The sequence below is a fragment of the Kitasatospora hibisci genome, assembly GCF_043950205.1.
Classification (GTDB): domain Bacteria; phylum Actinomycetota; class Actinomycetes; order Streptomycetales; family Streptomycetaceae; genus Kitasatospora; species Kitasatospora hibisci.
Genome location: NZ_CP171642.1, coordinates 4,667,606 through 4,689,063 on the forward strand (window position 1 = coordinate 4,667,606; position 21,458 = coordinate 4,689,063).

21 protein-coding genes are annotated in these 21,458 nt (G+C 73.2%); 14 read left to right on the plus strand and 7 right to left on the minus strand.

What is annotated here, in order from left to right; all coding sequences use genetic code 11:
* Positions 1-13 precede the first annotated feature (13 nt).
* Together mshA and ACF9IK_RS20300 are read left to right on the plus strand one after the other, a co-directional pair.
* The gene (mshA, locus tag ACF9IK_RS20295) at positions 14-1,339 is read left to right on the plus strand and encodes a D-inositol-3-phosphate glycosyltransferase (protein ID WP_395298624.1); all 1,326 of its coding nucleotides are present in this window, start codon (positions 14-16) and stop codon (positions 1,337-1,339) included.
* Between the two features lie 123 nt (positions 1,340-1,462).
* Positions 1,463-1,996, plus strand: a complete 534-nt coding sequence (locus tag ACF9IK_RS20300) for a YbjN domain-containing protein (protein ID WP_395295598.1) — start codon at positions 1,463-1,465, stop codon at positions 1,994-1,996.
* A 34-nt stretch (positions 1,997-2,030) separates the two neighbouring features.
* Here the strand turns inward: ACF9IK_RS20300 and ACF9IK_RS20305 are convergent, their stop codons facing one another.
* A complete protein-coding gene (locus ACF9IK_RS20305; RefSeq protein WP_395295599.1) occupies positions 2,031-3,341 on the minus strand; it encodes an MDR family MFS transporter in 1,311 nt (436 codons plus the stop codon).
* A gap of 146 nt (positions 3,342-3,487) precedes the next feature.
* Here ACF9IK_RS20305 and ACF9IK_RS20310 point away from each other — a divergent pair, with 146 nt between their 5' ends.
* The 3 genes from ACF9IK_RS20310 to ACF9IK_RS20320 all read left to right on the plus strand — a co-directional run bounded on the left by ACF9IK_RS20310 (position 3,488) and on the right by ACF9IK_RS20320 (position 6,545).
* Positions 3,488-4,246, plus strand: coding sequence for a phosphoglyceromutase (locus ACF9IK_RS20310; RefSeq protein ID WP_395295600.1), 759 nt, complete (start codon positions 3,488-3,490; stop codon positions 4,244-4,246).
* A gap of 620 nt (positions 4,247-4,866) precedes the next feature.
* Positions 4,867-5,565: a DUF1062 domain-containing protein gene (locus ACF9IK_RS20315; protein WP_395295601.1), complete on the plus strand. Its 699-nt coding sequence runs from the start codon at positions 4,867-4,869 to the stop codon at positions 5,563-5,565.
* Positions 5,566-5,957: 392 nt separating this feature from the next.
* Positions 5,958-6,545 carry a lytic polysaccharide monooxygenase gene (locus ACF9IK_RS20320; protein ID WP_395295602.1) on the plus strand — a complete coding sequence of 196 codons (588 nt, stop codon included), beginning with the start codon at positions 5,958-5,960 and terminating at the stop codon, positions 6,543-6,545.
* 129 nt (positions 6,546-6,674) lie between these two features.
* On the opposite strand, the gene ACF9IK_RS20325 is transcribed toward ACF9IK_RS20320, so the two are convergent.
* Together ACF9IK_RS20325 and phoU are read right to left on the minus strand one after the other, a co-directional pair.
* Complete coding sequence (locus ACF9IK_RS20325; RefSeq protein WP_238863610.1) at positions 6,675-6,851, minus strand: hypothetical protein; 177 nt, start codon at positions 6,849-6,851, stop codon at positions 6,675-6,677.
* 293 nt (positions 6,852-7,144) lie between these two features.
* The gene (phoU, locus tag ACF9IK_RS20330) at positions 7,145-7,831 is read right to left on the minus strand and encodes a phosphate signaling complex protein PhoU (protein WP_395295603.1); all 687 of its coding nucleotides are present in this window, start codon (positions 7,829-7,831) and stop codon (positions 7,145-7,147) included.
* A 306-nt stretch (positions 7,832-8,137) separates the two neighbouring features.
* On the opposite strand from phoU, the gene ACF9IK_RS20335 reads away from it, so the two are divergent.
* Together ACF9IK_RS20335 and ACF9IK_RS20340 are read left to right on the plus strand one after the other, a co-directional pair.
* The gene (locus ACF9IK_RS20335) at positions 8,138-9,424 is read left to right on the plus strand and encodes a sensor histidine kinase (RefSeq protein WP_395295604.1); all 1,287 of its coding nucleotides are present in this window, start codon (positions 8,138-8,140) and stop codon (positions 9,422-9,424) included.
* A gap of 2 nt (positions 9,425-9,426) precedes the next feature.
* Positions 9,427-10,119 (plus strand): response regulator, encoded by a 693-nt coding sequence (locus tag ACF9IK_RS20340; RefSeq protein ID WP_395295605.1) that lies wholly within the window; start codon positions 9,427-9,429, stop codon positions 10,117-10,119.
* 190 nt (positions 10,120-10,309) lie between these two features.
* Here the strand turns inward: ACF9IK_RS20340 and ACF9IK_RS20345 are convergent, their stop codons facing one another.
* Positions 10,310-10,999: a DUF461 domain-containing protein gene (locus tag ACF9IK_RS20345; protein WP_395295606.1), complete on the minus strand. Its 690-nt coding sequence runs from the start codon at positions 10,997-10,999 to the stop codon at positions 10,310-10,312.
* A gap of 414 nt (positions 11,000-11,413) precedes the next feature.
* On the opposite strand from ACF9IK_RS20345, the gene ACF9IK_RS20350 reads away from it, so the two are divergent.
* From ACF9IK_RS20350 to ACF9IK_RS20380, 7 genes are all read left to right on the plus strand, one after another.
* A complete protein-coding gene (locus tag ACF9IK_RS20350; RefSeq protein WP_030244332.1) occupies positions 11,414-11,896 on the plus strand; it encodes a CarD family transcriptional regulator in 483 nt (160 codons plus the stop codon).
* A 272-nt stretch (positions 11,897-12,168) separates the two neighbouring features.
* A complete protein-coding gene (gene ispD, locus ACF9IK_RS20355) occupies positions 12,169-12,918 on the plus strand; it encodes a 2-C-methyl-D-erythritol 4-phosphate cytidylyltransferase (protein WP_395298625.1) in 750 nt (249 codons plus the stop codon).
* Entirely contained in the window at positions 12,908-13,399 is a 492-nt protein-coding gene (ispF, locus tag ACF9IK_RS20360; protein WP_395295607.1) for a 2-C-methyl-D-erythritol 2,4-cyclodiphosphate synthase, read from the plus strand. Before ispD ends, ispF begins: the two co-directional genes overlap by 11 nt.
* Before the next feature lie 157 nt (positions 13,400-13,556).
* Positions 13,557-13,952 carry a PPOX class F420-dependent oxidoreductase gene (locus ACF9IK_RS20365; protein WP_395295608.1) on the plus strand — a complete coding sequence of 132 codons (396 nt, stop codon included), beginning with the start codon at positions 13,557-13,559 and terminating at the stop codon, positions 13,950-13,952.
* A gap of 129 nt (positions 13,953-14,081) precedes the next feature.
* Positions 14,082-15,476: a cysteine--tRNA ligase gene (gene cysS / locus ACF9IK_RS20370; protein WP_395295609.1), complete on the plus strand. Its 1,395-nt coding sequence runs from the start codon at positions 14,082-14,084 to the stop codon at positions 15,474-15,476.
* Positions 15,477-15,623: 147 nt separating this feature from the next.
* A complete protein-coding gene (gene rlmB / locus ACF9IK_RS20375) occupies positions 15,624-16,619 on the plus strand; it encodes a 23S rRNA (guanosine(2251)-2'-O)-methyltransferase RlmB (RefSeq protein ID WP_395295610.1) in 996 nt (331 codons plus the stop codon).
* Positions 16,620-16,805: 186 nt separating this feature from the next.
* Positions 16,806-18,548 (plus strand): DoxX family protein, encoded by a 1,743-nt coding sequence (locus tag ACF9IK_RS20380; protein WP_395295611.1) that lies wholly within the window; start codon positions 16,806-16,808, stop codon positions 18,546-18,548.
* 258 nt (positions 18,549-18,806) lie between these two features.
* Here ACF9IK_RS20380 and ACF9IK_RS20385 read toward each other — a convergent pair whose 3' ends face one another.
* From ACF9IK_RS20385 to ACF9IK_RS20395, 3 genes are all read right to left on the minus strand, one after another.
* On the minus strand, positions 18,807-19,586 hold the full coding sequence (locus ACF9IK_RS20385) for a nucleotidyltransferase family protein (protein ID WP_395295612.1): 780 nt from the start codon (positions 19,584-19,586) through the stop codon (positions 18,807-18,809).
* Between the two features lie 36 nt (positions 19,587-19,622).
* Positions 19,623-20,063, minus strand: coding sequence for a hypothetical protein (locus tag ACF9IK_RS20390; protein ID WP_395295613.1), 441 nt, complete (start codon positions 20,061-20,063; stop codon positions 19,623-19,625).
* A gap of 176 nt (positions 20,064-20,239) precedes the next feature.
* On the minus strand, positions 20,240-21,331 hold the full coding sequence (locus ACF9IK_RS20395) for an ABC transporter ATP-binding protein (RefSeq protein ID WP_395295614.1): 1,092 nt from the start codon (positions 21,329-21,331) through the stop codon (positions 20,240-20,242).
* Positions 21,332-21,458: the final 127 nt, after the last annotated feature.

Below are 21,458 nucleotides of genomic sequence, written 5' to 3' on the forward strand. Positions count from 1 at the left end.
GCCGGCCGCGCCCGTGCGCGGCCGGATCCAGTCGCTGGTGGGGGGCCGCCAGCGCAGGCCGCGCCGGATAGCCATGCTCAGCGTCCACACCTCCCCGCTGCACCAGCCCGGCACCGGTGACGCCGGCGGCATGAACGTCTACATCGTCGAGCTGGCCAAGCGCCTCGCCGCGCTCGACATCGAGGTCGAGATCTTCACCCGCGCGATCTGCTCGGACGACGCGCCCGCCGTCGAGCTGGCCCCCGGCGTACTGGTCCGCCACGTGACGGCCGGCCCCTACGAGGGTCTGGTCAAGGAGGACCTCCCGGCCCAGCTCTGCGCCTTCACCCACGGCGTGCTCCGCACCGAGGCCGGCCACCGTCCCGGCCACTACGACCTGGTGCACTCGCACTACTGGCTGTCCGGCCAGGTCGGCTGGCTGGCCGCCCAGCGCTGGGGCGTGCCGCTGGTGCACACCATGCACACCATGGCGAAGGTCAAGAACGCCGCGCTGGCCGAGGGCGACACCCCCGAGCCGGCCGCCCGGGTGATCGGCGAGACGCAGGTGGTCGAGGCCGCCGACCGGCTGATCGCCAACACCACCGAGGAGGCCGCCGAGCTGGCCCGCCACTACGCGGCCCGGCCGGACCAGCTGGCCGTCGTCCACCCGGGCGTCAACCTGGACGTCTTCCGCCCGGCCGCCCCCGCAGCGCGCGCCGCGGCCCGGGCGGCGCTCGGCCTGCCGGCGGACGCCGCGGTGCTGCTCTTCGCCGGCCGGATCCAGCCGCTGAAGGCGCCGGACGTGCTGCTGCGCGCCGTCGCGGTGCTGCTGGAGCGCCGGCCCGAGCTGCGCGAGCGGCTGGTGGTACCGGTGGTCGGCGGCCCGTCCGGCACCGGCCTGGCGAAGCCGGAGAGCCTGCACAAGCTGGCCGCCCAGCTGGGCATCTGCGACGTGGTCCGGTTCCACCCGCCGGTGGGCCAGGCCCGCCTGGCCGACTGGTACCGCGCGGCGACGGCGCTGGTGATGCCCTCGTACAGCGAGTCCTTCGGACTGGTCGCGCTGGAGGCGCAGGCCTGCGGCACCCCGGTGGTGGCGGCCGCGGTCGGCGGGCTGCCGGTCGCGGTCCGGGACGGCGCGACCGGCACGCTGGTCCACGGCCACGACCCGGTGGCCTGGTCCCTCGCGCTGGAGCCGTACGTCACCGATCCGGGCCTGGTCGCCGAGCGGGGCGCGGCGGCCGCCCGGCACGCGGCGGCCTTCGGCTGGGACACCGCCGCGGCGACCACCGCCGAGGTGTACGCGGGAAGCCTCGCCCGCCCGGCCGGCCTGCGCACCGGCCCCCTGCGCCGCCTGGTCTGACCCGCACCGGGGGCCGGTCGCGGACCGCGCCGGTGCCCGGCTTCCGGTGCCGGGCGGGCGCGCCCGCGGTCGGTCCGGGTCCGCTGCTGCGCGCCACCGGTACCGCCGAGTAACGTCACCCCCATGGCAATCCGCACCAAGGACGAGGCCCTGCCCCTCCTGCGCACCGCCCTGGACGACGCCGGGGTGGCCTGGGAGCCGGCCACCGCCGACCCGTACACGCTGGTGGCGACCCTCCCGGGCACCCGCAAGCTGAGCACCACCTGCGCCCTGCGGGTCGGCGACCACACCCTGTCGGTGAACGCCTTCGTGATCCGCCGGCCCGACGAGAACCACGAGGCGGTCTACCGCTGGCTGCTGGAGCGCAACACCCGCCTGTACGGTGTCGCCTACGCCATCGACAGGCTCGGTGACGTCTACCTGGCCGGCCGGCTGCCGCTGGAGGCGCTCACCCCGGACGCCGTCGACCGGCTGCTCGGGACGGTGCTGGACAACGCCGACGAGCCGTTCAACACCCTGCTGGAGCTGGGCTTCGCGTCCGCCATCCGCCGTGAGTGGGAGTGGCGGACCAAGCGCGGCGAGTCCACCCGCAACCTGTCCGCCTTCTCCCACCTGGCCGCGCCCGGCGAGGCGGCCGCGGCTCCGGCCGCCGAGTAGCGGTGCGCCGGGTCCGGGCAGGGGCGGTGCCCGGTCAGGACCGGGCAGGGGCGGGCCCCGGCCCGGCGTCCGCCGGCTCCGCTGCTCCGGCCGCCGCACCGGGCTCCGCCTCCGCCCCGGCAGCTTCCGTCGCCGGGCCGGGCCGTCGGCCGAGCAGCGCGTACCCGGCCGCCGCCACGGTGCCGCAGACCCCGCACGCGCCCCACATCACCGCCCCGCCGGCCCGCTCCAGCAGGACCCCGCCGACGGCCGGGCCGAGGAACGAGGCGAGCGACCACGAGAGCGAGTAGACGCCCTGGTAGCGGCCGCGGGCGTGGGTCGGTGACAGCTCGGCGACCAGGCCCATCATGGTCGGCGCGTTGAGGATCTCGCCGATCGTCCACACCGCGACGGTGAAGGCGAAGAACCACGCCGAGGAACCGGCAAGCGCGGTCAGCCCGAAGCCCCATCCGATGAACAGCGCGCTGGCGATCAGCAGCGCCGTCCTGCTGCGGCCCTCCATCCACCGGGTGAGCGGGATCTGCAGCACCACGATCAGCAGACCGTTGAGGCCGATCACCAGGCCGTACTCGGTGGAGCTGATCCCTGCCCGGCCCATGTCCACGGCGAGCGTGGTGCTGCCCTGCTGGGCGACGAGGGCGAGCAGCAGGTTGAGCCCCACCACCGCCATGAATCGGGCGTCGGCGAACACCGTGCCGAGGCCGGTCGAAGGCTCCCCGGCCCGGGCGGCCGGGGCGTCCGGCCTGGTCTCGGGGATCCGGACGAAGATCACCACGGCGCAGACGAGCGTGGAGAGCGCGTCCAGCAGGAAGAGCGTGAGGTAGCCCCGGGTGGCGATCAGGCCGGCGACGGCCGCTGAGAGCCCGAACCCGATGTTGATCGCCCAGTAGTTCAGCGAGTAGGCGCGGACCCGGTCCGCCGCGGGCACGATGTCCGCGATGATCGCCGAGGTGGCCGGTCGGGTCGCGTTGTTGCAGAGGCCGACCAGGAAGGCCACCACGGCGATCGCCACCGGGCCGTCGGCGAAGCCGAGCACCGCGGTGAACAGCGCCGTGCCCAGCTGGGCCGTGACCAGCGTCGGCCGCCGCCCGATCCGGTCGGTCAGCACGCCGGCGCCGACCGATGCGATCGCCGAGCCGAGGCCGAACAGTGAGGCGACAAGGCCCGCGTACGAGGCCGAGTACCCGCGGTCGGCGGTCAGGTAGAGCGCGAGGAAGGTGACGACGAACCCGCCCAGGCGGTTGATGAGCGTCGACGTCCAGAGCCACCAGAACTGGCGCGGCAGCCCGCTCACGGCCTCGACCACTGCTCTCCGGGCACCGGCGGGGACGGGCAGCACGGGCATGTGGGGGCTCCCTGGGCAGCAGGTGTCCGCTGGACGGCGGGCCGCGTCCGTCCAGCGGTGAGTAAGTGGTGCAGCGGCGATGCGTAGATTACACAGCCAGGTGGGGGCCCACCAGCCGTTTTCGGGGCTCCACTAAGCTGGGGGCCATGGCTGACACGACGTACCGACTCATCCTGCTCCGCCACGGCGAGAGCCAGTGGAACCAGAAGAACCTGTTCACCGGTTGGGTCGACGTCGACCTCAACGAGAAGGGCGAGAAGGAGGCCGCCCGCGGCGGTGAGCTCCTCGCCGCCGAGGGCCTGTTCCCCGACGTCGTGCACACGTCGCTGCTGCGCCGCGCCATCCGCACCTCGCAGATCGCCCTGGACAAGGCCGACCGCCACTGGATCCCGGTCAGCCGCAGCTGGCGTCTGAACGAGCGGCACTACGGTGCTCTGCAGGGCAAGGACAAGGCCCAGACCCTGGCCGAGTTCGGCGAGGAGCAGTTCCAGCTCTGGCGCCGTTCCTACGACACCCCGCCGCCGGTGCTGGCCGACGACGCCGAGTACTCGCAGGCCGGCGACGCCCGCTACGCGGACATCCCGAGCGAGCTGCGCCCGCGCACCGAGTGCCTGAAGGACGTCGTCGAGCGGATGCTCCCGTACTGGTACGACGCCATCGTCCCGGACCTCGCCGCCGGCCGGACCGTCCTGGTCACCGCCCACGGCAACAGCCTGCGTGCGCTGGTCAAGCACCTCGACGGCATCTCCGACGAGGCCATCGCCGGCCTCAACATCCCGACCGGTATCCCGCTGCTCTACGAGCTGGACGCCGACTTCAAGCCGGTCGCCCAGGGCGGCCGCTACCTCGACCCGGAGGCCGCCGCGGCGGCCATCGAGGCGGTCAAGAACCAGGGCAAGAAGTAACCCGCTTGCCGAAACGGCTCCTCACCTGCGCGTTCGGCGCCGGTGAGGGGCCGTTTTCATTCTCGGGCCGTCTGTGGGCCGTCAGCCTTCGTGATCACGGGTCCTGAAGAGCCCCTCGACCGTCTTCCGGGCCCGGTGCCGCTGTCCGGCACCAGGCGGGCGTGCACCCGGTGCGTCGGCCACCGGCCGGGGGAGGGGGCGCACCGAGGCGTCCCGCCCTTCGGCGGGGCGAAGACCGGGCTTGCCGGGGCCGAGCTTGAGTCGGTGGGTGACGTGCACCGTGCCCGCCGCGAAGTCCAGCGCATCCACGGCCGAACCGAGGACTCGACCTGCCGCGGCCGGTAGCCCGCGCCTGCCTCCGCTGCGTCCCCGACGGCAGCCGACCGACGCCCGCTCCTCCGAAATTCGGTTGCCGCGGGCTTCCGCCTCGATCATGATCGCCCGCATGGACTTTTGATGACTGCCACGTAGTACGTACCTGTCGCGCGATCGACCTCGGAGCCTGACGACCCGGCCCCGGGGTGATCGGTTGCGCCCCTCGTGAGCATCCGTCAGAGAGCGGGAGCCGCCGAGCGATTTCGGCCTGCCCTCCTGCTGAGTCCTGAAAGCAACCACCACACATGAATACCGACCGCAAGGCCCTGTGGGCCGTGCGTCAGTCCGCCCTGCCCACCGTCGTCCGGCCCTGCCCGGACTGCCCCGGCATGCGGCACCGCGCCTCGGGGAAGATCCGTGTCAACGCGAACGGCAAGCTGCTCGACGTCTGGCTTCTGCTGAGCTGTGCGTCGTGCGATCGCACGTCGAAGGTGCCCGTCCACGAGCGTGCCCACGTCTCGACGCTGGAGCCGGCCCGGCTGGTGGCGTACGAGATCAACGACCCCACTGCGGTGCGGGAGTTGGTGATGAGCGCGTCGCTCGCGGCGAAGAACCGGTACCGGCTCGACTGGGCCGGCACCTGGGAGCTGGAGACCCGCATGCCGCTGTACGCGCTCGACGATCCGAGCCCGCTCTCGATATCGGTGGGCTTCGAGCTGCCCGCGCCGGTCCGGGTGGAGCGGCTGCTCCAACTCGGTCTCGGGCTGAGCCGTGCCGAGGTACGCCGTCTGGTCGCGGACGGGCGGATCCGCCTGCCGTTCGCGCCGGACGCCAAGGCGCACCAGGACTTCGAACTCACCATCCACGGACCCGGGTCCGTCGACGCGGCGAAGTACGCGAAGGCCGTCGACCTGCCGACCGGCGAACGCGCCGCCCCGGCCCGGATCGGGCCGCCGCCCGCATCCGGCGGGGTGCTGCCGCGTCGGGCATCGGCGTACGCCTAGTTCGGGCCGCCCGCGGGCCGTCCGGGGTCGGCCAAGGGCGGACGGCGATGGCACGGTCGACGCCCCGGCCCGAGGTCGGCGCCCTTTGAGCGGCCCCGCGCAATCGGCAGGCCGCCCCAGGGCGGGACGTAGCCCGCCTGCCGGAACGGCCCCACTCCCCGCTGGCGGGGAGTGGGGCCCTCGTCCTTCAACTCCGTTGTGTCGCAACACCGTTCGCGCTCGCAAGAGTGGTTCAGACCATTGACGGCCAGCGGTGCCGGCTCCTACCGTGTGAGCACCGACCCGGCGCAGGCATGCCAACGATCTCCCCTCGGATCGAACCGGCCGCCGCACCCCCACGCGCGCGCGTCTGTGCCCGGCGCACTCTCCACCCACCCCCACGGAGGAGCACCATGCGCACACGTCATGTCTTCGGAGCAGTGGTGGCGGCGGTCGCCGTCCCGCTCACGCTTGCCCTGCCGGCCCAGTCCCACGGTTACATCTCGACCCCGCCCAGCCGGGCCGCGCTCTGCGCCGCCGGCACGGTCGCCAAGTGCGGTGAGATCCGGTGGGAGCCGCAGAGCGTCGAGGGGCCGAAGGGCTTCCCGGGCAGAGGGCCGGCCGACGGCGCCATCTGCGCCGGCGGCAACGGCCGGTTCGCCGAGCTGGACGACCCGCGCGGCGGCGGCTGGCCCACCACCAAGGTGTCGGCCGGCCAGCGGTTGACCTTCACTTGGAGGTTCACCGCCCGGCACGCGACCACGAACTTCAAGTACTACCTCACCAAGCCCGGCTACGACGCCACCCAGAAGGTCACCCGGGCCAACCTGGAGCTCACGCCGTTCCTGACCGTCCCCTACAACGGCACCCAGGTCCCGAGCACGCTCAGCCACACGGCGACCGTCCCCGGCGGCCGGACCGGGCACCAGGTGGTCGTCGCTGTCTGGGAGATCGCGGACACCGGCAACGCCTTCTACTCCTGCACCGACGTCCGGTTCTGAGCGGACCCCCGCTCTGAAGGTGTCCGGTGCCGAGTGGCGCCGGTCCGGTGGTCTGCGGGCACACCGGGGCGCACGACCGTCTCACACGGCGGCCGTGCACCCCGGGGATCCGTCGGGTTCCGGGCGGCCTCAGTGCCCGCAGCAGCCGCCGTCGGCGCCGCCGCACTGGCACGGTGCGCCGGACTGGCAGCCGCAGCCACAGCCCGGACCGCAGCCGCAGCCGGCGGCGAGGACGGGCAGCAGCTTCGGGGCGGTCGGCTCGACGGTGTCGGTGGCCGGTGCCGGTCGAGTCGGGTTTGCCTTCATCGCGCTGGACCCTCCCTTGTGACGGGCACACGTCGGTGCCCACGCCATCGAGTGAAGCCGCCGATCGGAGGGAGCGTCAACAGGCGCGCAGTGGTGGGGTCTCGGGGTCGGCGTGCTCCCCCGCCACCCCGGTGTGAGGTTTACTCACCCCTCGGGGTGAGCACCTCCGCGCGGGAGCCCGGCACGGGACCGGGCCCAGGCACGAACCCGGCGCCGATCCCCGGCGCCGATCCCCGAGAACGGGGCCGCGGGGCGGCCGCCGTGTACGGCGCCCGCCCCGCGGCCGTACGCGGTCAGTCGCGGACGGACTCGGCCGCCTCGGCGGCGGCCACGAACTCTGCGACGTGCTCGCCGGTCACCAGGTACACCACGCGCTTGGCGACCGAGACCGCGTGGTCGGCGAAGCGCTCGTAGTAGCGGCCGACCAGCGTGACGTCCACGGCGGTCTCGATGCCGTGGTGCCACCGCTCGTCGATCAGGTGGGAGAAGAGCTCCCGGTGCAGCGCGTCGATCGCGTCGTCGTCCTGCTCCAGCTCCAGCGCCTTGTCGACGTCCTTGGTGGCGATCACCAGGGCGGCCTTGGCCACCAGGCGCTGGGCGAGCTGGCCCATCTCCAGGAGGGTCGCGTGCAGGTCGCGCGGCACCGCGGACTCGGGGTAGCGCAGCCGCGCGACCTTGGCCACGTGCCGGGCGAGGTCGCCGCAGCGCTCCAGGTCGGCGCTCATCCGCAGCGAGGTGACGACGATGCGCAGATCGGTGGCGACCGGCTGCTGGCGGGCGAGCAGGTCGATCGCCCGGTTCTCCAGCTCGTGGTGCAGCTCGTTGATCTTCTCGTCGGAGGCGATCACGCTCTCCGCCAGCGCCAGGTCAGCGTCGAGGAGTGCGGTGGTGGCCCGGCCCAGCGCCGAGCCTGCCAGCCGGGCCATCTCGACCAGGCTGTCGCCGATCGAGTCGAGTTCCTCGTGGTACGCGTCGCGCATGCTCTCTCCTCAGAAGCTGTGTCGGTGGCGGTGCCGACCGGTCAGCCGGTACGACCGCGGGTACGGCGTACGGGCGACCGCTGCTGGTGGCGCGAATGCTACGCGCGCACCCGGGCGGCGGACCTCTGTTCGACCCGCTGCCCACTCCCACACGGGCTGCGTGGCCAACTCTCGGCCGTCCGGGCGACCACGCACGGCCGGTCCGGTGAATCGGTAGCCACGTGGAGGTGAATTCTCGGCAACGCGAGGCCGATGCCTTGATCCGACCCTTGGGGAGCGCCTGTGCTGTGCGCTTAGGCTTTCGGTATGGACGTGAACGTGGCCGCCGCCGCTGCCTGCGCCATAGCCGGGCTCGGCGTCGGCCTCACGGCCTCCATCGCCTTCCGTTGGAGCGAGCGCGAACAGGCCAGGGGCAGGTACGGCAGCACCAGCGGCAGGAACCGGCAGCAGACTCTGGGCGGCACCGCCCAGGAGCCCCCGCTGCCCCCGGGAGTCGACACCGTGCTCTCGGTGCTGCGCTCCTGCGCGGTCGTGCTCGGTGAGGGCGACGAGGTGGTCAAGGCCAGCTCCGCCGCCTACGCGATGGGCCTGGTCCGCGGCGGCGCGGTGGCCGTCGACCAGCTGCTCGCACTGGCCCGCTCCACCCGGCGGGACGGCGAGATCCGCCAGGTCGAGCTGGAGCTGCCCCGCCCGGGCGCGGCCCGCGCCGCCGAGCCGCTCGCGGTGTCGGTCCGGGTCGCCCCGCTGGGCTCGCGGTTGGTCCTGGTCCTGGTCGAGGACCAGACCGAGCGCCGTCGGGTCGAGGCGGTCCGCCGCGACTTCGTGGCCAACGTCAGCCACGAGCTCAAGACCCCGGTCGGCGCGCTCTCGCTGCTCTCCGAGGCGGTCGCGGACGCGGCCGACGACCCGGAGGCCGTCCAGCGCTTCGCCGGCCGGATGCAGATCGAGGCGACCAGGCTGGCCAGCCTGGTCCAGGAGATCATCGACCTCTCCCGGGTCCAGGACGACCGCCTGATGACCGACCCGGAGCCGGTCGCGGTGGACGAGCTGATCGCCGAGGCCATCGACCGCTGCCGCCAGCAGGCCGCGGCGAAGCAGATCCTGATCTCGGCCGGCGGCATCGCCGGCCTCTACCTGCACGGCAATCGCGGCCAGCTGGCCGCGGCCCTCGGCAACCTGGTCGAGAACGCCGTGAACTACAGCCCGCCGCGCACCCGGGTCGCGATCGCCACCCGCCGGATCTCCAGCGCCGCCGCCCTCGGCGAGGCGGACGGCGAGCTGATCGAGATCTCGGTGACCGACCAGGGCATAGGCATCTCCGAGAAGGACCGCGAGCGGGTCTTCGAACGCTTCTACCGCGTCGACCCGGCCCGCTCCCGGCAGACCGGCGGCACCGGCCTCGGCCTCTCCATCGTCAAGCACGTGGCCGCCTCGCACGGCGGCACCGTGTCGGTGTGGAGCGTCGAGGGCCAGGGCTCCACCTTCACCCTCCGCCTGCCCGCCGGGCAGGCACCCGCGGATCTCACGCCCCCGGCCGGGGACGCCGCGGAACCCCTGTCAGAGACAACCCCCCAGCTTGCCCCGGAGGCCTGATCGTGACCCGTGTACTGGTGGTCGAGGACGAGGAGTCGTTCAGTGACGCCCTCTCGTACATGCTCCGCAAGGAGGGCTTCGAGGTGGCCATCGCCGCCACCGGCCCCGACGCCCTGGAGCAGTTCGAGCGGAACGGCGCCGACCTCGTCCTGCTCGACCTGATGCTGCCGGGACTGCCCGGCACCGAGGTCTGCCGCCAGCTCCGGGTGCGCTCCAACGTGCCGGTGATCATGGTCACCGCCAAGGACAGCGAGATCGACAAGGTGGTCGGTCTGGAGATAGGTGCCGACGACTACGTCACCAAGCCCTACTCCACCCGTGAGCTGGTCGCCCGGATCCGCGCGGTGTTGCGGCGCCGCGGCGAGGCCGAGGGCCCCGGTGAAGGCGGCGGCCCGGGAGCCCTGGAGGCCGGCCCGGTCCGGATGGACGTCGACCGGCACGTGGTGACGGTGGACGGCGCCAAGGTCGACCTGCCGCTCAAGGAGTTCGACCTGCTGGAGATGCTGCTCCGCAACGCGGGTCGGGTGCTCACCCGGATGCAGCTGATCGACCGGGTCTGGGGCGCGGACTACGTCGGCGACACCAAGACCCTGGACGTCCACGTGAAGCGTCTGCGGGCGAAGATCGAGCCGGACCCGGGCGCGCCGCGCTACCTGGTGACGGTCCGCGGCCTCGGCTACAAGTTCGAGCCGTAGGCCGGGTCGGGTCCGTGGGCCGAGTCGTGGGTCGGGCCCCGCTGGCGGGGCCCGACCCACGGCCCCGACGAAGGCCCCTGGAAACCGCCGCTGGCGGTTTCCAGGGGCCTTCGTCGTCGTTCTCGCCGCGGGCGCGGTGTCGCCCGGGCCGCCGCGGCCGCTCGGGACCGGGGTCGGCTGGGACCGGGGGTCAGTGGGTCCCGGCGGCCGGGGTGGCGGAGCCGGTCGCGGTCGCGGCACCCGCGGGGGTGGCCGCACCGGTGGCGGGGGCGGTCGCGGTACCGGTGGCGGTCGCACCGGCGGCGGGGGCGGTCGCGGTGCCGGCGGCGGCCGGCGAGGCGGCCTTGGTGGGCACGGCCGCCGGGCTGGCGCTCGGGCCGAATCCCTCGTAGAGGCCCCGGCTCGGGCTGACCGAGGCCTCGGCCTGCACCGACTGGCCGTTCTTGAACGTGAACGTGGTCGTCACGAAGCCGCCGACGCTCACGGCGGCCGAGGGGATCTGGGCGGACGGGTTGCCGGCGCCGCCGATCGCCACCGCCCCGTTGGCCGGGATCACGATGCCGGTCAGCGGGGCGCCCTTGTCGTCGACGAACGCGGCGTTGGCGTTGCCCACGGTGAGGGACTGCAGCTCGGCGGGCAGCGCGCCGGTGTTGCTGATGTTCACCGTCACGTTGGCGGGGCCGGTGTGCTCGCCGGAGCTCTCGTCACCCGTGACGACGACGATGTTGTTCATGCGGAGGTCGGTGCCGATCGTCGCCGAGGCGTTGTCGGGCTTGATCTCCAGGGTCTCCGCGGTGTTGCCGGCCGAGCAGGCCGACAGCGAGGCGATGGCGAGGGCGGCGATGGCGGCGATGCTGCCGACTCGAAGGCTGCGGCTCACGGCGGCGGCTTCTCCTAGGTCACGTGTCGGTTGGTCAGGTCTCAGATTATCGACCCTGCTTATGCGCTCCTCACGGGGTGGTCCCCGTGTCGCCCGCCGGGTCGTGGCCTGGCGCCCGTACGGCCGCACGTCGGCGTGTTCAGATCAAGAGAGACCAAGATCGGATCACGATCGGGAAACGGCCCGATAAACGGTGAAATCCCAAGATCAAATCACGGTTTCGGGAGCGTTGCCGCAGGTTTCGGCGAGTGCCGGAACCGCCTCCGACCTGCGGGAAGCCCGCCTCGAACACCGGTCGCAGCACGTCATGGGGGTCCTTGTCAAGCCCCGAGACCTGCCCTGACCTGCGAAAACGCCCTTCGGGTGCGCCGTGGGGCGTGTTATTCTGGAAAGCCACGGAAGGGGTCCTGTCACATGACGTTCAAGGTTGGCGACACGGTGGTCTACCCCCATCACGGGGCCGCGCTGATCGAGGCCATCGAAATTCGCCAGATCAAAGGTGTGGACAAGACCTACCTGGTGCTCAAGGTGCAGCAGGGAGACCTGACGCTCCGCGTGCCCGCCGAGAACGCGGAGTTCGTCGGCGTGCGCGATGTAGTCGGCCAGGAGGGTCTGGACCGGGTCTTCGAGGTGCTGCGCGCACCGTACACCGAAGAGCCGACCAACTGGTCCCGTCGCTACAAGGCGAACCTCGAAAAGCTCGCCTCGGGTGACGTTATCAAGGTCGCCGAGGTTGTGCGCGATCTCTGGCGTCGCGAGCGCGAGCGCGGTCTGTCGGCCGGCGAGAAGCGCATGCTCGCCAAGGCGCGCCAGATCCTGGTCAGCGAGCTCGCGCTGGCCGAGAACACCAACGAGGACAAGGCGGAGACGCTGCTCGACGAGGTGCTGGCCTCGTAGGGCAGGCGGGCTTCCGCCCACCGCACACAGCGCCCGATGCCGGCGCGCCGCTCACCGGACCGTACGTCCGCGAGTGGTGCAGTGGCACTTCGGGCGCTGAGGCGTGTCCGGACGACGCCCCCTCACCCGAGCCGGCCGGCGCTGGCCGCATGACCGTTTCCGCGCGTTCCGTGCTGCGTGTTCTGTGGGCGGGAGGCCGGTGGTGCTCACGGAAGAGGCCCGCGCCCGTCGTACACGCCATGGCCATACCCACTTCGCCGAAGGAGTGAAACCTGAACGCCACAGCAGCAGTCGCAGCAGCAGTGGTGCCCGCCGCCGGACGCGGCGAGCGGCTGGGGCCCGGCGCCCCCAAGGCCCTGCGGGAACTGGGCGGCGTGCCGCTCCTGGTGCACGCCGTCCGCGCGCTCGCCCGCAGCCGTGCGGTCGGCCTGGTCGTGGTGGCCGCGCCGGCCGACGGCGTGTCCGAGGTGGTCGGGCTGCTCGACAGCCACGGCCTGGACGGCAAGGACGTCCGCGTGGTGGCCGGCGGGGCGACCCGTCAGGAGTCGGTCCGGCTCGGCCTGGCCGCCATCCCGCCCGACGTGGAGATCGTCCTGGTGCACGACGCGGCCCGCCCGCTCGTTCCGGTCGAGGTGGTGGACGCGGTCGCGGCCGCCGTCCGGGCCGGGGCCGAGGCGGTGGTGCCGGCCGTGCCGCTGGCCGACACCGTCAAGCGGGTCGAGCCGAACCGGGGCGGCCCCGAGCCGGTGCTGGACACACCCGACCGGTCCACCCTGCGGGCCGTCCAGACGCCGCAGGGCTTCCGCCGGGAGACCCTGGCCGAGGTGCACGAGAAGGCGCTGACCGAGGAGGCCGCCGGCGGCCTGCCGCCGGTCACCGACGACGCCGGCCTGGTGGAGCGCTTCGGCGGCCGGGTCGTGGTGGTACCCGGCCACGAGGAGGCGTTCAAGGTGACCCGTCCGCTGGACCTCGTGCTCGCCGAGGCCGTGCTCGCCCGAAGGAGGGCCTCCGATGGCTACTGATCCGATCCTGCCCCGGGTGGGCATCGGCACCGACGTGCACGCCTTCGAGGCCGGCCGCCCGCTCTGGGTGGCCGGGCTGGAGTGGCCGGGCGCCGAGTACGGCCTGGCCGGGCACTCGGACGCCGACGTGGCCGCGCACGCCTCCTGCGACGCGTTGTTCTCGGCCGCCGGGATCGGCGACCTCGGGGCGCACTTCGGCACCGACCGGCCCGAGTGGTCCGGTGCCTCCGGCGTCACCCTGCTCAAGGAGGCGGCCCGGCTGGTCCGCGAGGCCGGCTTCGAGATCGGCAACGTCTCGGTCCAGGTGATCGGCGTGCGGCCGAAGATCGGCAAGCGCCGGGACGAGGCACAGGCCGCGCTCTCGGCGGCGGTCGGCGCGCCGGTGTCGGTCTCCGGCACCACCACCGACGGCCTCGGCCTCACCGGCCGGGCCGAGGGACTGGCGGCGATCGCCACCGCCCTGGTGTACGAGCGGCGCTGACCCGGCGGCCCGCGGGGGCCGCGGTGGTCCGGTCCGGGAATTCACGGGTGTTGACGGGTGTTCAGAACGGCGTGTCGGAGCGGGAGTCGCTACCGTTCGGTGCGGGCCCGCTCGGCGGGCCCGCCCGTCTCCGCCGCTTGACGAGAAGAGGTCCCCGATGGCCGAACACCTCTCCGACCGGGCCAAGGCCCTGATCGACGGCAAGAGCTTCGCCGTGGTCTCGACGATCCAGCCCGACGGCAGCCCGCAGTCCTCCGTGGTCTGGGTGAAGCGGGACGGCGAGGACGTCCTCTTCTCCACCGTGGAGGGCCGCCGCAAGCACCTCAACATGGTCCGGGACCCGCGGATCTCCCTGGTGGTCAACCCGCCGGACAGCCCGTACACCTACACGGAGGTGCGCGGCTCGGTCACCTTCACCCGGGAAGGCGGCAAGGAGCTGATCGACGAGCTGGCGCACAAGTACCGCGGCGAGGAGATCTACCGCTTCGACGGCCCCGAGGACGTGCGGGTGGTGGTGCGGCTCACCCCGCGCAAGGTGGTCGGCAACCTCTGAGCCGGGGCCCCCGCCCGCCCGCGCGAGGGGCCGCGCCGGCCGGGGCGCGGAACAGAAAACCGGGCTGCGGCGGTATTGACATTCCGGAATGTCGCGGGGCACCCCCTGCCGCCCACTACGCTTGACGCTGTGAGCATTCGCCTGTACGACACCAGCACCCGCCAGGTACGCGACTTCGTCCCGCTTGTACCGGGTTGTGTCTCGATCTACCTGTGCGGCGCTACCGTCCAGTCGGCGCCACACATCGGGCACATCCGGTCCGGGCTCAACTTCGACATCATGCAGCGGTGGTTCGCCCACCGCGGTTACCGGGTGACCTTCGTCCGGAACGTCACCGACATCGACGACAAGGTGATCGCCAAGGAGCGCGAGCTCGGCACGCCCTGGTGGCAGATCGCGTACGCCAACGAGCGGGCCTTCAACGACGGCTACACGGCGCTGGGCTGCCTGCCGCCGACCGTAGAGCCGCGGGCCACCGGGCACGTCCCCGAGATGATCGAGATGATGCAGGCGCTCATCGCCAAGGGGCACGCCTACGCGGCCGACGGCAACGTCTACTTCGACGTGAAGTCCTACCCCGAGTACCTCGAACTCTCCAACCAGAAGCTGGAGAACCTGCGTCAGCCCGAGGGCGAGGGCGAGACCGGCAAGCGCGACCCGCGCGACTTCGCCATGTGGAAGGCGGCCAAGCCGGGCGAGCCCAGCTGGAACACCCCCTGGGGCGCCGGCCGTCCGGGCTGGCACCTGGAGTGCTCGGCGATGGCGCACAAGTACCTCGGCCGGGCCTTCGACATCCACGGCGGCGGGATCGACCTGATCTTCCCGCACCACGAGAACGAGATCGCCCAGTCGAAGGCGTACGGCGACGACTTCGCCAACTTCTGGGTGCACAACGCCTGGGTCACCATGAGCGGCGAGAAGATGAGCAAGTCGCTCGGCAACTCGGTGCTGGTCTCCGAGATGGTCGAGCGCTGGCGTCCGCTGGTGCTCCGGTACTACCTGGCCGCCCCGCACTACCGCTCGACCATCGAGTACAGCGAGGAGTCGCTGCGCGAGGCCGAGGTCGGCTTCGGCCGGATCGAGGGTTTCGTCCAGCGCGTGGTCGAGCTCTGCGGCCCGGTCGAGGCTGCCGCCGAGGTGCCGCCGGCCTTCGCCGAGGCGATGGACGACGACCTGGGTGTGCCGCAGGCCCTGGCCATCGTGCACACCGCCGTCCGCCAGGGCAACAGCGCCCTGACCGCGGACGACAAGGAGAACGCGGTGGCGCGTCTGGCCGAGGTCCGTGCGATGCTCGGAGTACTGGGTCTGGACCCGCTCGACCCGCACTGGGCCGGGACGGCGCGCGGCGAGGGCCTGCACGGTGTGGTCGACGCGCTGGTCCGGATGGTCCTGGAGCAGCGGCAGGCCGCCCGGTCCCGCAAGGACTTCGCCACCGCGGACGCGATCCGCGACCAGCTCGGCGAGGCCGGGCTGGCCATCGAGGACACCCCGTCCGGCCCGCGCTGGACGATCAACAGCCAGTAACCCCCTCGGCGCTCAGCGTACGAAGGGGTGAGGGTGGGCCGTACCGGACCGGTGCGGCCCTCCCGCATGACGGAGCGCATGCCGTCGGCGGTCCCGGGTCCCACCGGGCGGCCGGCCATGCCGGACAGACAGACAGGAAGTACAGCCATGGCCGGCAACAGCCAGCGCAGGAACCGCCGCAACCCCGGATCGAAGAAGGGCGCGTCTGTCGGTACCGGCGGGCACAGCCGGAAGGCGCTCCAGGGCAAGGGCCCGACCCCGCCCGGTGAGGCGCGCAAGGGCCACCCGAAGCAGCGGGCCGCCAACGCCGCGATCAAGCGCGAGCGGGACGCCAAGGCCCGGGCCGGCATGCGCCGGGCCGGTGGCGGCGGCCGGGGCGGCCGCGGCGGCGCCGGCGCCGCCGAGCTGGTGTTCGGCCGCAACTCGGTGGTCGAGGCCCTGCAGGGCGACGTGCCGGCCAACGCGCTGTACGTCCAGCAGTTCATCGACACCGACGACCGGGTCCGCGACGCCTTCCAGGCCGCCAACGACCGCGGCATCCCGCTGATGGAGGCCCCGCGCCCGCAGCTGGACCAGATGACCGGCGGCATGAACCACCAGGGCCTGGTGCTGCAGGTCCCGCCGTACGAGTACGCGCACCCCGAGGACCTGCTGGAGGAGGCGGCCGACGCGGGCCAGGACGCGCTGATCGTGGCGCTGGACGGGGTCACCGACTCGCGCAACCTGGGCGCCGTGGTCCGCTCCGCCGCCGCCTTCGGCGCGCACGGCGTGGTCATCCCCGAGCGCCGGGCGGCCGGCATGACCGCCGGTGCCTGGAAGACCTCCTCCGGTGCCGCGGCGCGGCTGCCCGTCGCCCGGGCCACCAACCTGACCCGGACGCTGGAGGCCTACCAGAAGGCCGGCCTGATGGTGGTCGGCCTGGCCGCCGACGGCGAGGCCGAGATCGGCGACCTGGAGGCGCTGACCGGTCCGGTGGTCATCGTCGCGGGCAGTGAGGGCAAGGGCCTGTCCCGGCTGGTCTCGGAGACCTGCGACCTGCGGGTGCGGATCCCGATGTCCGGTCTCACCGAGTCGCTGAACGCCGGTGTCGCCGCGGGCGTGGTGCTGTACGAGGCCGCGCGGCTGCGCTCCAGGGTGGGCTGACCCCACAGGCACATCGGCCGGGCGCGGCGCAGCCGGTCTTTCGTTTTGGCCGCGCTCCGTCCGCAATTCGGGTGAAAGCGATCGGGCTCGACCGGGCTCGATCGCTTTATTCATGATCACTTCAAGTAGGTGTCGGACATCCACCCGGGAGAGTGTCCTAACCGGGTGTCACCCGGTTAGACGGGTGTGGACACCAGAACACCTCGGCGCCCCCTCCTGGGCGGCGGCAGCACCGGGATAGACGCGGGCCCCGGCCTCAACACCGTCAAGGTGCCGTCCGACCCCGCGCGCCTCAGCAGCACCCAGGCGAGCTTCCGGCTCCGGCTCGGCGCCCCGGTGGCGCCGCTGATCGAGGCCCCGGCCGGACTGCTTTCCACCGGCGCCGCGTTCGGCGACCCGTACGCCTCGCAGGGCCTGATCCGCCGTCCGCTGGTCACCCCGCAGGTCGTCGTGCCCGCCGCGGCCGTCCCCGCGTTCGCCGGGGTGGGCGGCGCGGGCGCACCGCGCCGCAAGGGCCGGGTCACCGCCGTCACCTGGACCGGCCAGGCGCCCCCCGGGGACCTGGCGGCCACCCGGCTGTTGGAGGCCGTCCGGCTCACCGGCGTGCCCGCCCCGGCGGGGGTCGGCGGGCGCGGCGGCTCCTCGGCCGACGAGGACACCCGGGTGATCCCCTCGTACGCGGGTGCCCGGACCGTCCCGAGGCAGCCCCGCGAAGGCGCCGGGACGGCCACCGAGGCCGGTGTCGGCCCCGTCGGTGCACCGCAGGGCTGGACGCCCAGCGGCGAGCTGCCCGAGGTCTCCGCGGCCTCCGCGGAGGGGAAGCAGGCCTGGTACCCGGGCCGCCGGGTCGACCTGGGCCTGGTGCTGCTGCCGCTGCGCGCCGTGCTCGGCTCGCTCTCGGTCTACGCCGGGTTCAGCAAGCTCTGCGACCCGGTGTACTTCGACGGCGGCGAGCGCGGTTCGATGATGCGCTGGCTCGCCTCGCTGCACCCCTGGAAGGCCGCCGAGCCGCTGCTGGCCTTCGCCATGGCGCACCCGGTGGGCGCGGGCCTGGTGGTGTCGTTCACCGAGATCGTGGTCGGCGTGCTGACCGTCCTCGGCCTCTGGCAGCGGGTCGCGGCCGGGGTGGCGATGCTGCTCTCCGCCGCGCTGCTGTTCACCGTCAGCTGGCGGGCGGTGCCGGTCTACGACACCCCCGACCTGATCTTCCTGGCGGCGTGGAGCCCGCTGCTGATCGCCGGGGCACCGTTCGCCTCCCTGGACGGACGGCTCAACCTGGAGGCCTGGCGCCGGTACGGCTCCGGGGCCCCGGCGGCCCTGCGGCGGCGGGTGCTGCGCCGCGGCGCGGTGGTCACCGCGGTGGTGGTCGGCCTGACCCTGTTGCTCGGCTCGATGCTGGGCGCGGCGGTCCGGACCGGCAGCCGGCCGCACCCCGCGCCGGCCAGGCCGGCCACCGACTACGGCACGCCGGTCTGGCCGAGCGGCGGTCCGTCGGTCGCCCCCGGCGGGCAGGGCCCGTCCACCTCGCCCTCGCACGCACCCTCGCGGCCGGCCTCGTCCACACCGAGCGCGTCCGCCCCGGCCTCGCCGTCCGCGGCGCCGTCGACGCCGCCGAAGGCCGCGTCGGCGAGCCCGAGCGGAAGGGCGCGCTCGACGAAGCCGGAGAGCGCCGCAGGCTCGGCCCCGGCCGCGGCGCCCTCGGCCGCCGCACCGGCCGCGGGCTCGTCGACCGCACAGCGCAGTACGCCGGCGGGCGGGGCGGGGACGGCGCCGAAGCCGAGCCAGAGCAGCGGCTCCGGGGGCGGTTCGGGCTCTGGCTCCGGCTCGGGTTCGGGGCTGCTGGGCGGGGTGCTGGGCAGCGGTCCGCTGTCCGAGCTCTCCAGCGGCGGCACGCGCGGCTCGCGGCCGGGAGTGCCGGTGTCGACCTGATGCACGGCGGTGGGCGGGGGCCCGGGCGGGCCTGCCGGTGCGGGCCTGCCCGGGCCCGGGTCCGGTTGAGGCCCGGCCCGGGGCCGTACGGTCCGAGCGGGGCCGGACGCCCGCAGCGGCAGGTCCCCGCTCACGGCGGAACGAGTGGGCCGGGTGCTCCGTGGGGGAGCACCCGGCCCACTGTCGTGTGGGGCGGGGGCCGCCGGGGTCTGCGGCCCGACGGCCCGCCGCAGGTGGTCCGGCGGAGGCCTCCCGCGGCTACGCCGGCGGCCGGCCGGCCCCCGAGGCGAGCTCCTTGGCCGCCTCGGTGAGGTCCTTCGCGGTGTCGATGGCGCGCCAGTACACGCCCTGCGGCAGTTGGTACCCGGCCAGCTTCTTGCTGCGGGCCAGCTGCGGGAAGGTCGTCCGCTCGTGGTCGCCGACGTCCGGCAGCAGCTCGGTGAACTCCGGCCCGAACACGTAGAGGCCGGCGTTGATGAGGAACGGCGAGGGCGGGGCCTCGATGAAGTCGAGGACGTTGCCGAACTGGTCCGTCTCCACCGCGCCCCAGGGGATCCGCGGTCGGGCCAGCGCGAGCGTCGCGACGGCGTCCCGCTCGCGGTGGAAGGCGGCCATGTCGCGCAGGCTGAACCTGGTCCAGATGTCGCCGTTGGTGGCGTACCAGGGCTCGTCCGGCCGGGGCAGCGCCCTGGCCGCGTACTTGAGCCCGCCGCCGCGTCCGAGCGGCTCCGCCTCGACGACCGTACGGACCCGCAGCGGCAGTTCGGCCTTGTCGAGCCACTCCTGCAGCACGTCGGCCAGGTGCCCGCAGGAGATCACCACGTCGGTGACGCCCTCGGCGGCGAGCCAGGCCAGCTGGTGCCCGAGGATCGGGGTGCCCGTTCCCGGGATCTCGACCAGCGGCTTCGGCCGGTCGTCCGTGTAGGGACGCAGCCGGGAGCCCTGGCCGCCGGCCAGGATGACGGCCTGGGTGATGACGGGCTGCTGCTGCGCCGCGGATGGCTGTGGGGCCGGCGGGGGCGTGGTGTCAGCGCTCATGCCTGCACAATAGGCGCGCACGCCGCCCGGCGGGCGTCAGCCGGCGGCACCCGCGGCGAAGGAACCGTCACAGACCGGGCGGGCGAAGGACCGTGCACGCTTGGCGTCGCCCTGGTACTTGCGCACGGCCGCCTTGCCCAGCTCGGTGGCGAGCGTGCTGCAGTACGGCGTCAGCTCCGGCTGCTCGCGCATCGAGCGCTCCAGCAGGTCCAGCGCGGTGCCCGGGTTGTGCGCGCGCAGTTCGTCCAGCAGCGCGACGCGGAGGGCGTCCTGCGGGGCGAGCCCGTCCGGCGCCTTGCCGGCGGACGTCCGACCGATGCCGGCGCCGTCCTCGCTGGAGGCCGCCACGACCTGCTGGTCCAGCCCGGTGGGCGGAGCCCACGGCACCCTGGTCACGGCGAGGGTGCCGGTGGTGACGAGGACCACGGGCAGGGTGAGGGCGATGGTCTGGCCGATGCGGCGAACTAGCTGCTTCACGCTCAGGAGCGTAGCGGCGAGTGGGGGGAGGATCGCGCTCCGTTACACCATCGAGTGACAGGGTGTCCCGGTTCGTCCCTGCACCGTGTTGACGACGGCGGAGCCCCGCCGGACCGCGTGGTCCGACGGGGCTCCGTCCCGGTGCTGCCGTGGGCGGCCCGTCGCCCGCGGCGCGCTCAGCTGCTCAGGCGGGCACCGGTGGTGGTGGAGAACACGTGGGTCTCGCCGGCGGTCGGCACGACGTGGATCGTCTCGCCGCGGGCCGGGATCTGACGGCCGTGCACGCGGACGACCAGGTCCCGGTCCTCGCCGCCGATCTTGGTGGTGCCGTAGACGAAGCCGTCCGAGCCGAGCTCCTCGACCACGTTGACGGTCACGGCGACACCCTCGATGCCACCGCCCGCGACGATCTCGAAGTGCTCCGGTCGGATGCCGACCGTCACGGTCTTGTCGCTGCCGGCGCCCGCCAGGTCCTCGCGGGAGATGTTGACGACCGAGCCGCCGAACTTCACGCCGCCGTCCACCAGCGGCACCTCGACCAGGTTCATGGCCGGCGAACCGATGAAGCCGGCCACGAAGAGGTTGGCGGGCTTGTCGTACATGTTGCGCGGGGTGTCTACCTGCTGCAGCACGCCGCCCTTGAGCACCGCGACCCGGTCGCCCATGGTGAGCGCCTCGGTCTGGTCGTGCGTGACGTAGACGGTGGTGATGCCCAGCCGGCGCTGCAGGCCCGCGATCTGGGTACGGGTCGAGACGCGGAGCTTGGCGTCGAGGTTCGACAGCGGCTCGTCCATCAGGAAGACCTGCGGCTCGCGGACGATCGCGCGGCCCATGGCGACGCGCTGGCGCTGACCGCCGGAGAGCGCCTTCGGCTTGCGGTCCAGGTACTCGGTGAGGTCGAGGATCTTCGCGGCCTCTTCGACCTTGGTGCGGATCTCGCTCTTGTTGACGCCCGCGATCTTGAGCCCGAAGCCCATGTTCTCCGCCACGGTCATGTGCGGGTAGAGCGCGTAGTTCTGGAACACCATCGCGATGTCCCGGTCCTTCGGCGGCAGGTGGGTGACGTCGCGGTCGCCGATGCGGATGGCGCCGCTGTTGACGTCCTCCAGACCGGCCAGCATCCGCAGGCTGGTCGACTTGCCGCAGCCCGAGGGGCCGACCAGGACGAGGAACTCGCCGTCCGCGATCTCCAGGTCCAGCGCGTCCACCGACGGCTTGTCGGCGCCGGGGTAGACCCGGGTCGCTTTGTCGTACGTCACAGAAGCCATGACTGAGCTCTCCTTCACCGGCAGGAACGTGCCGGACGATCCGAGTAAAGGGTGGATGTCGTGCCGCCGGCCCGCCCAGTGGTCTGAACCACCGCACAAGCCGACTCCCGGCGACGCTACCTGCGAC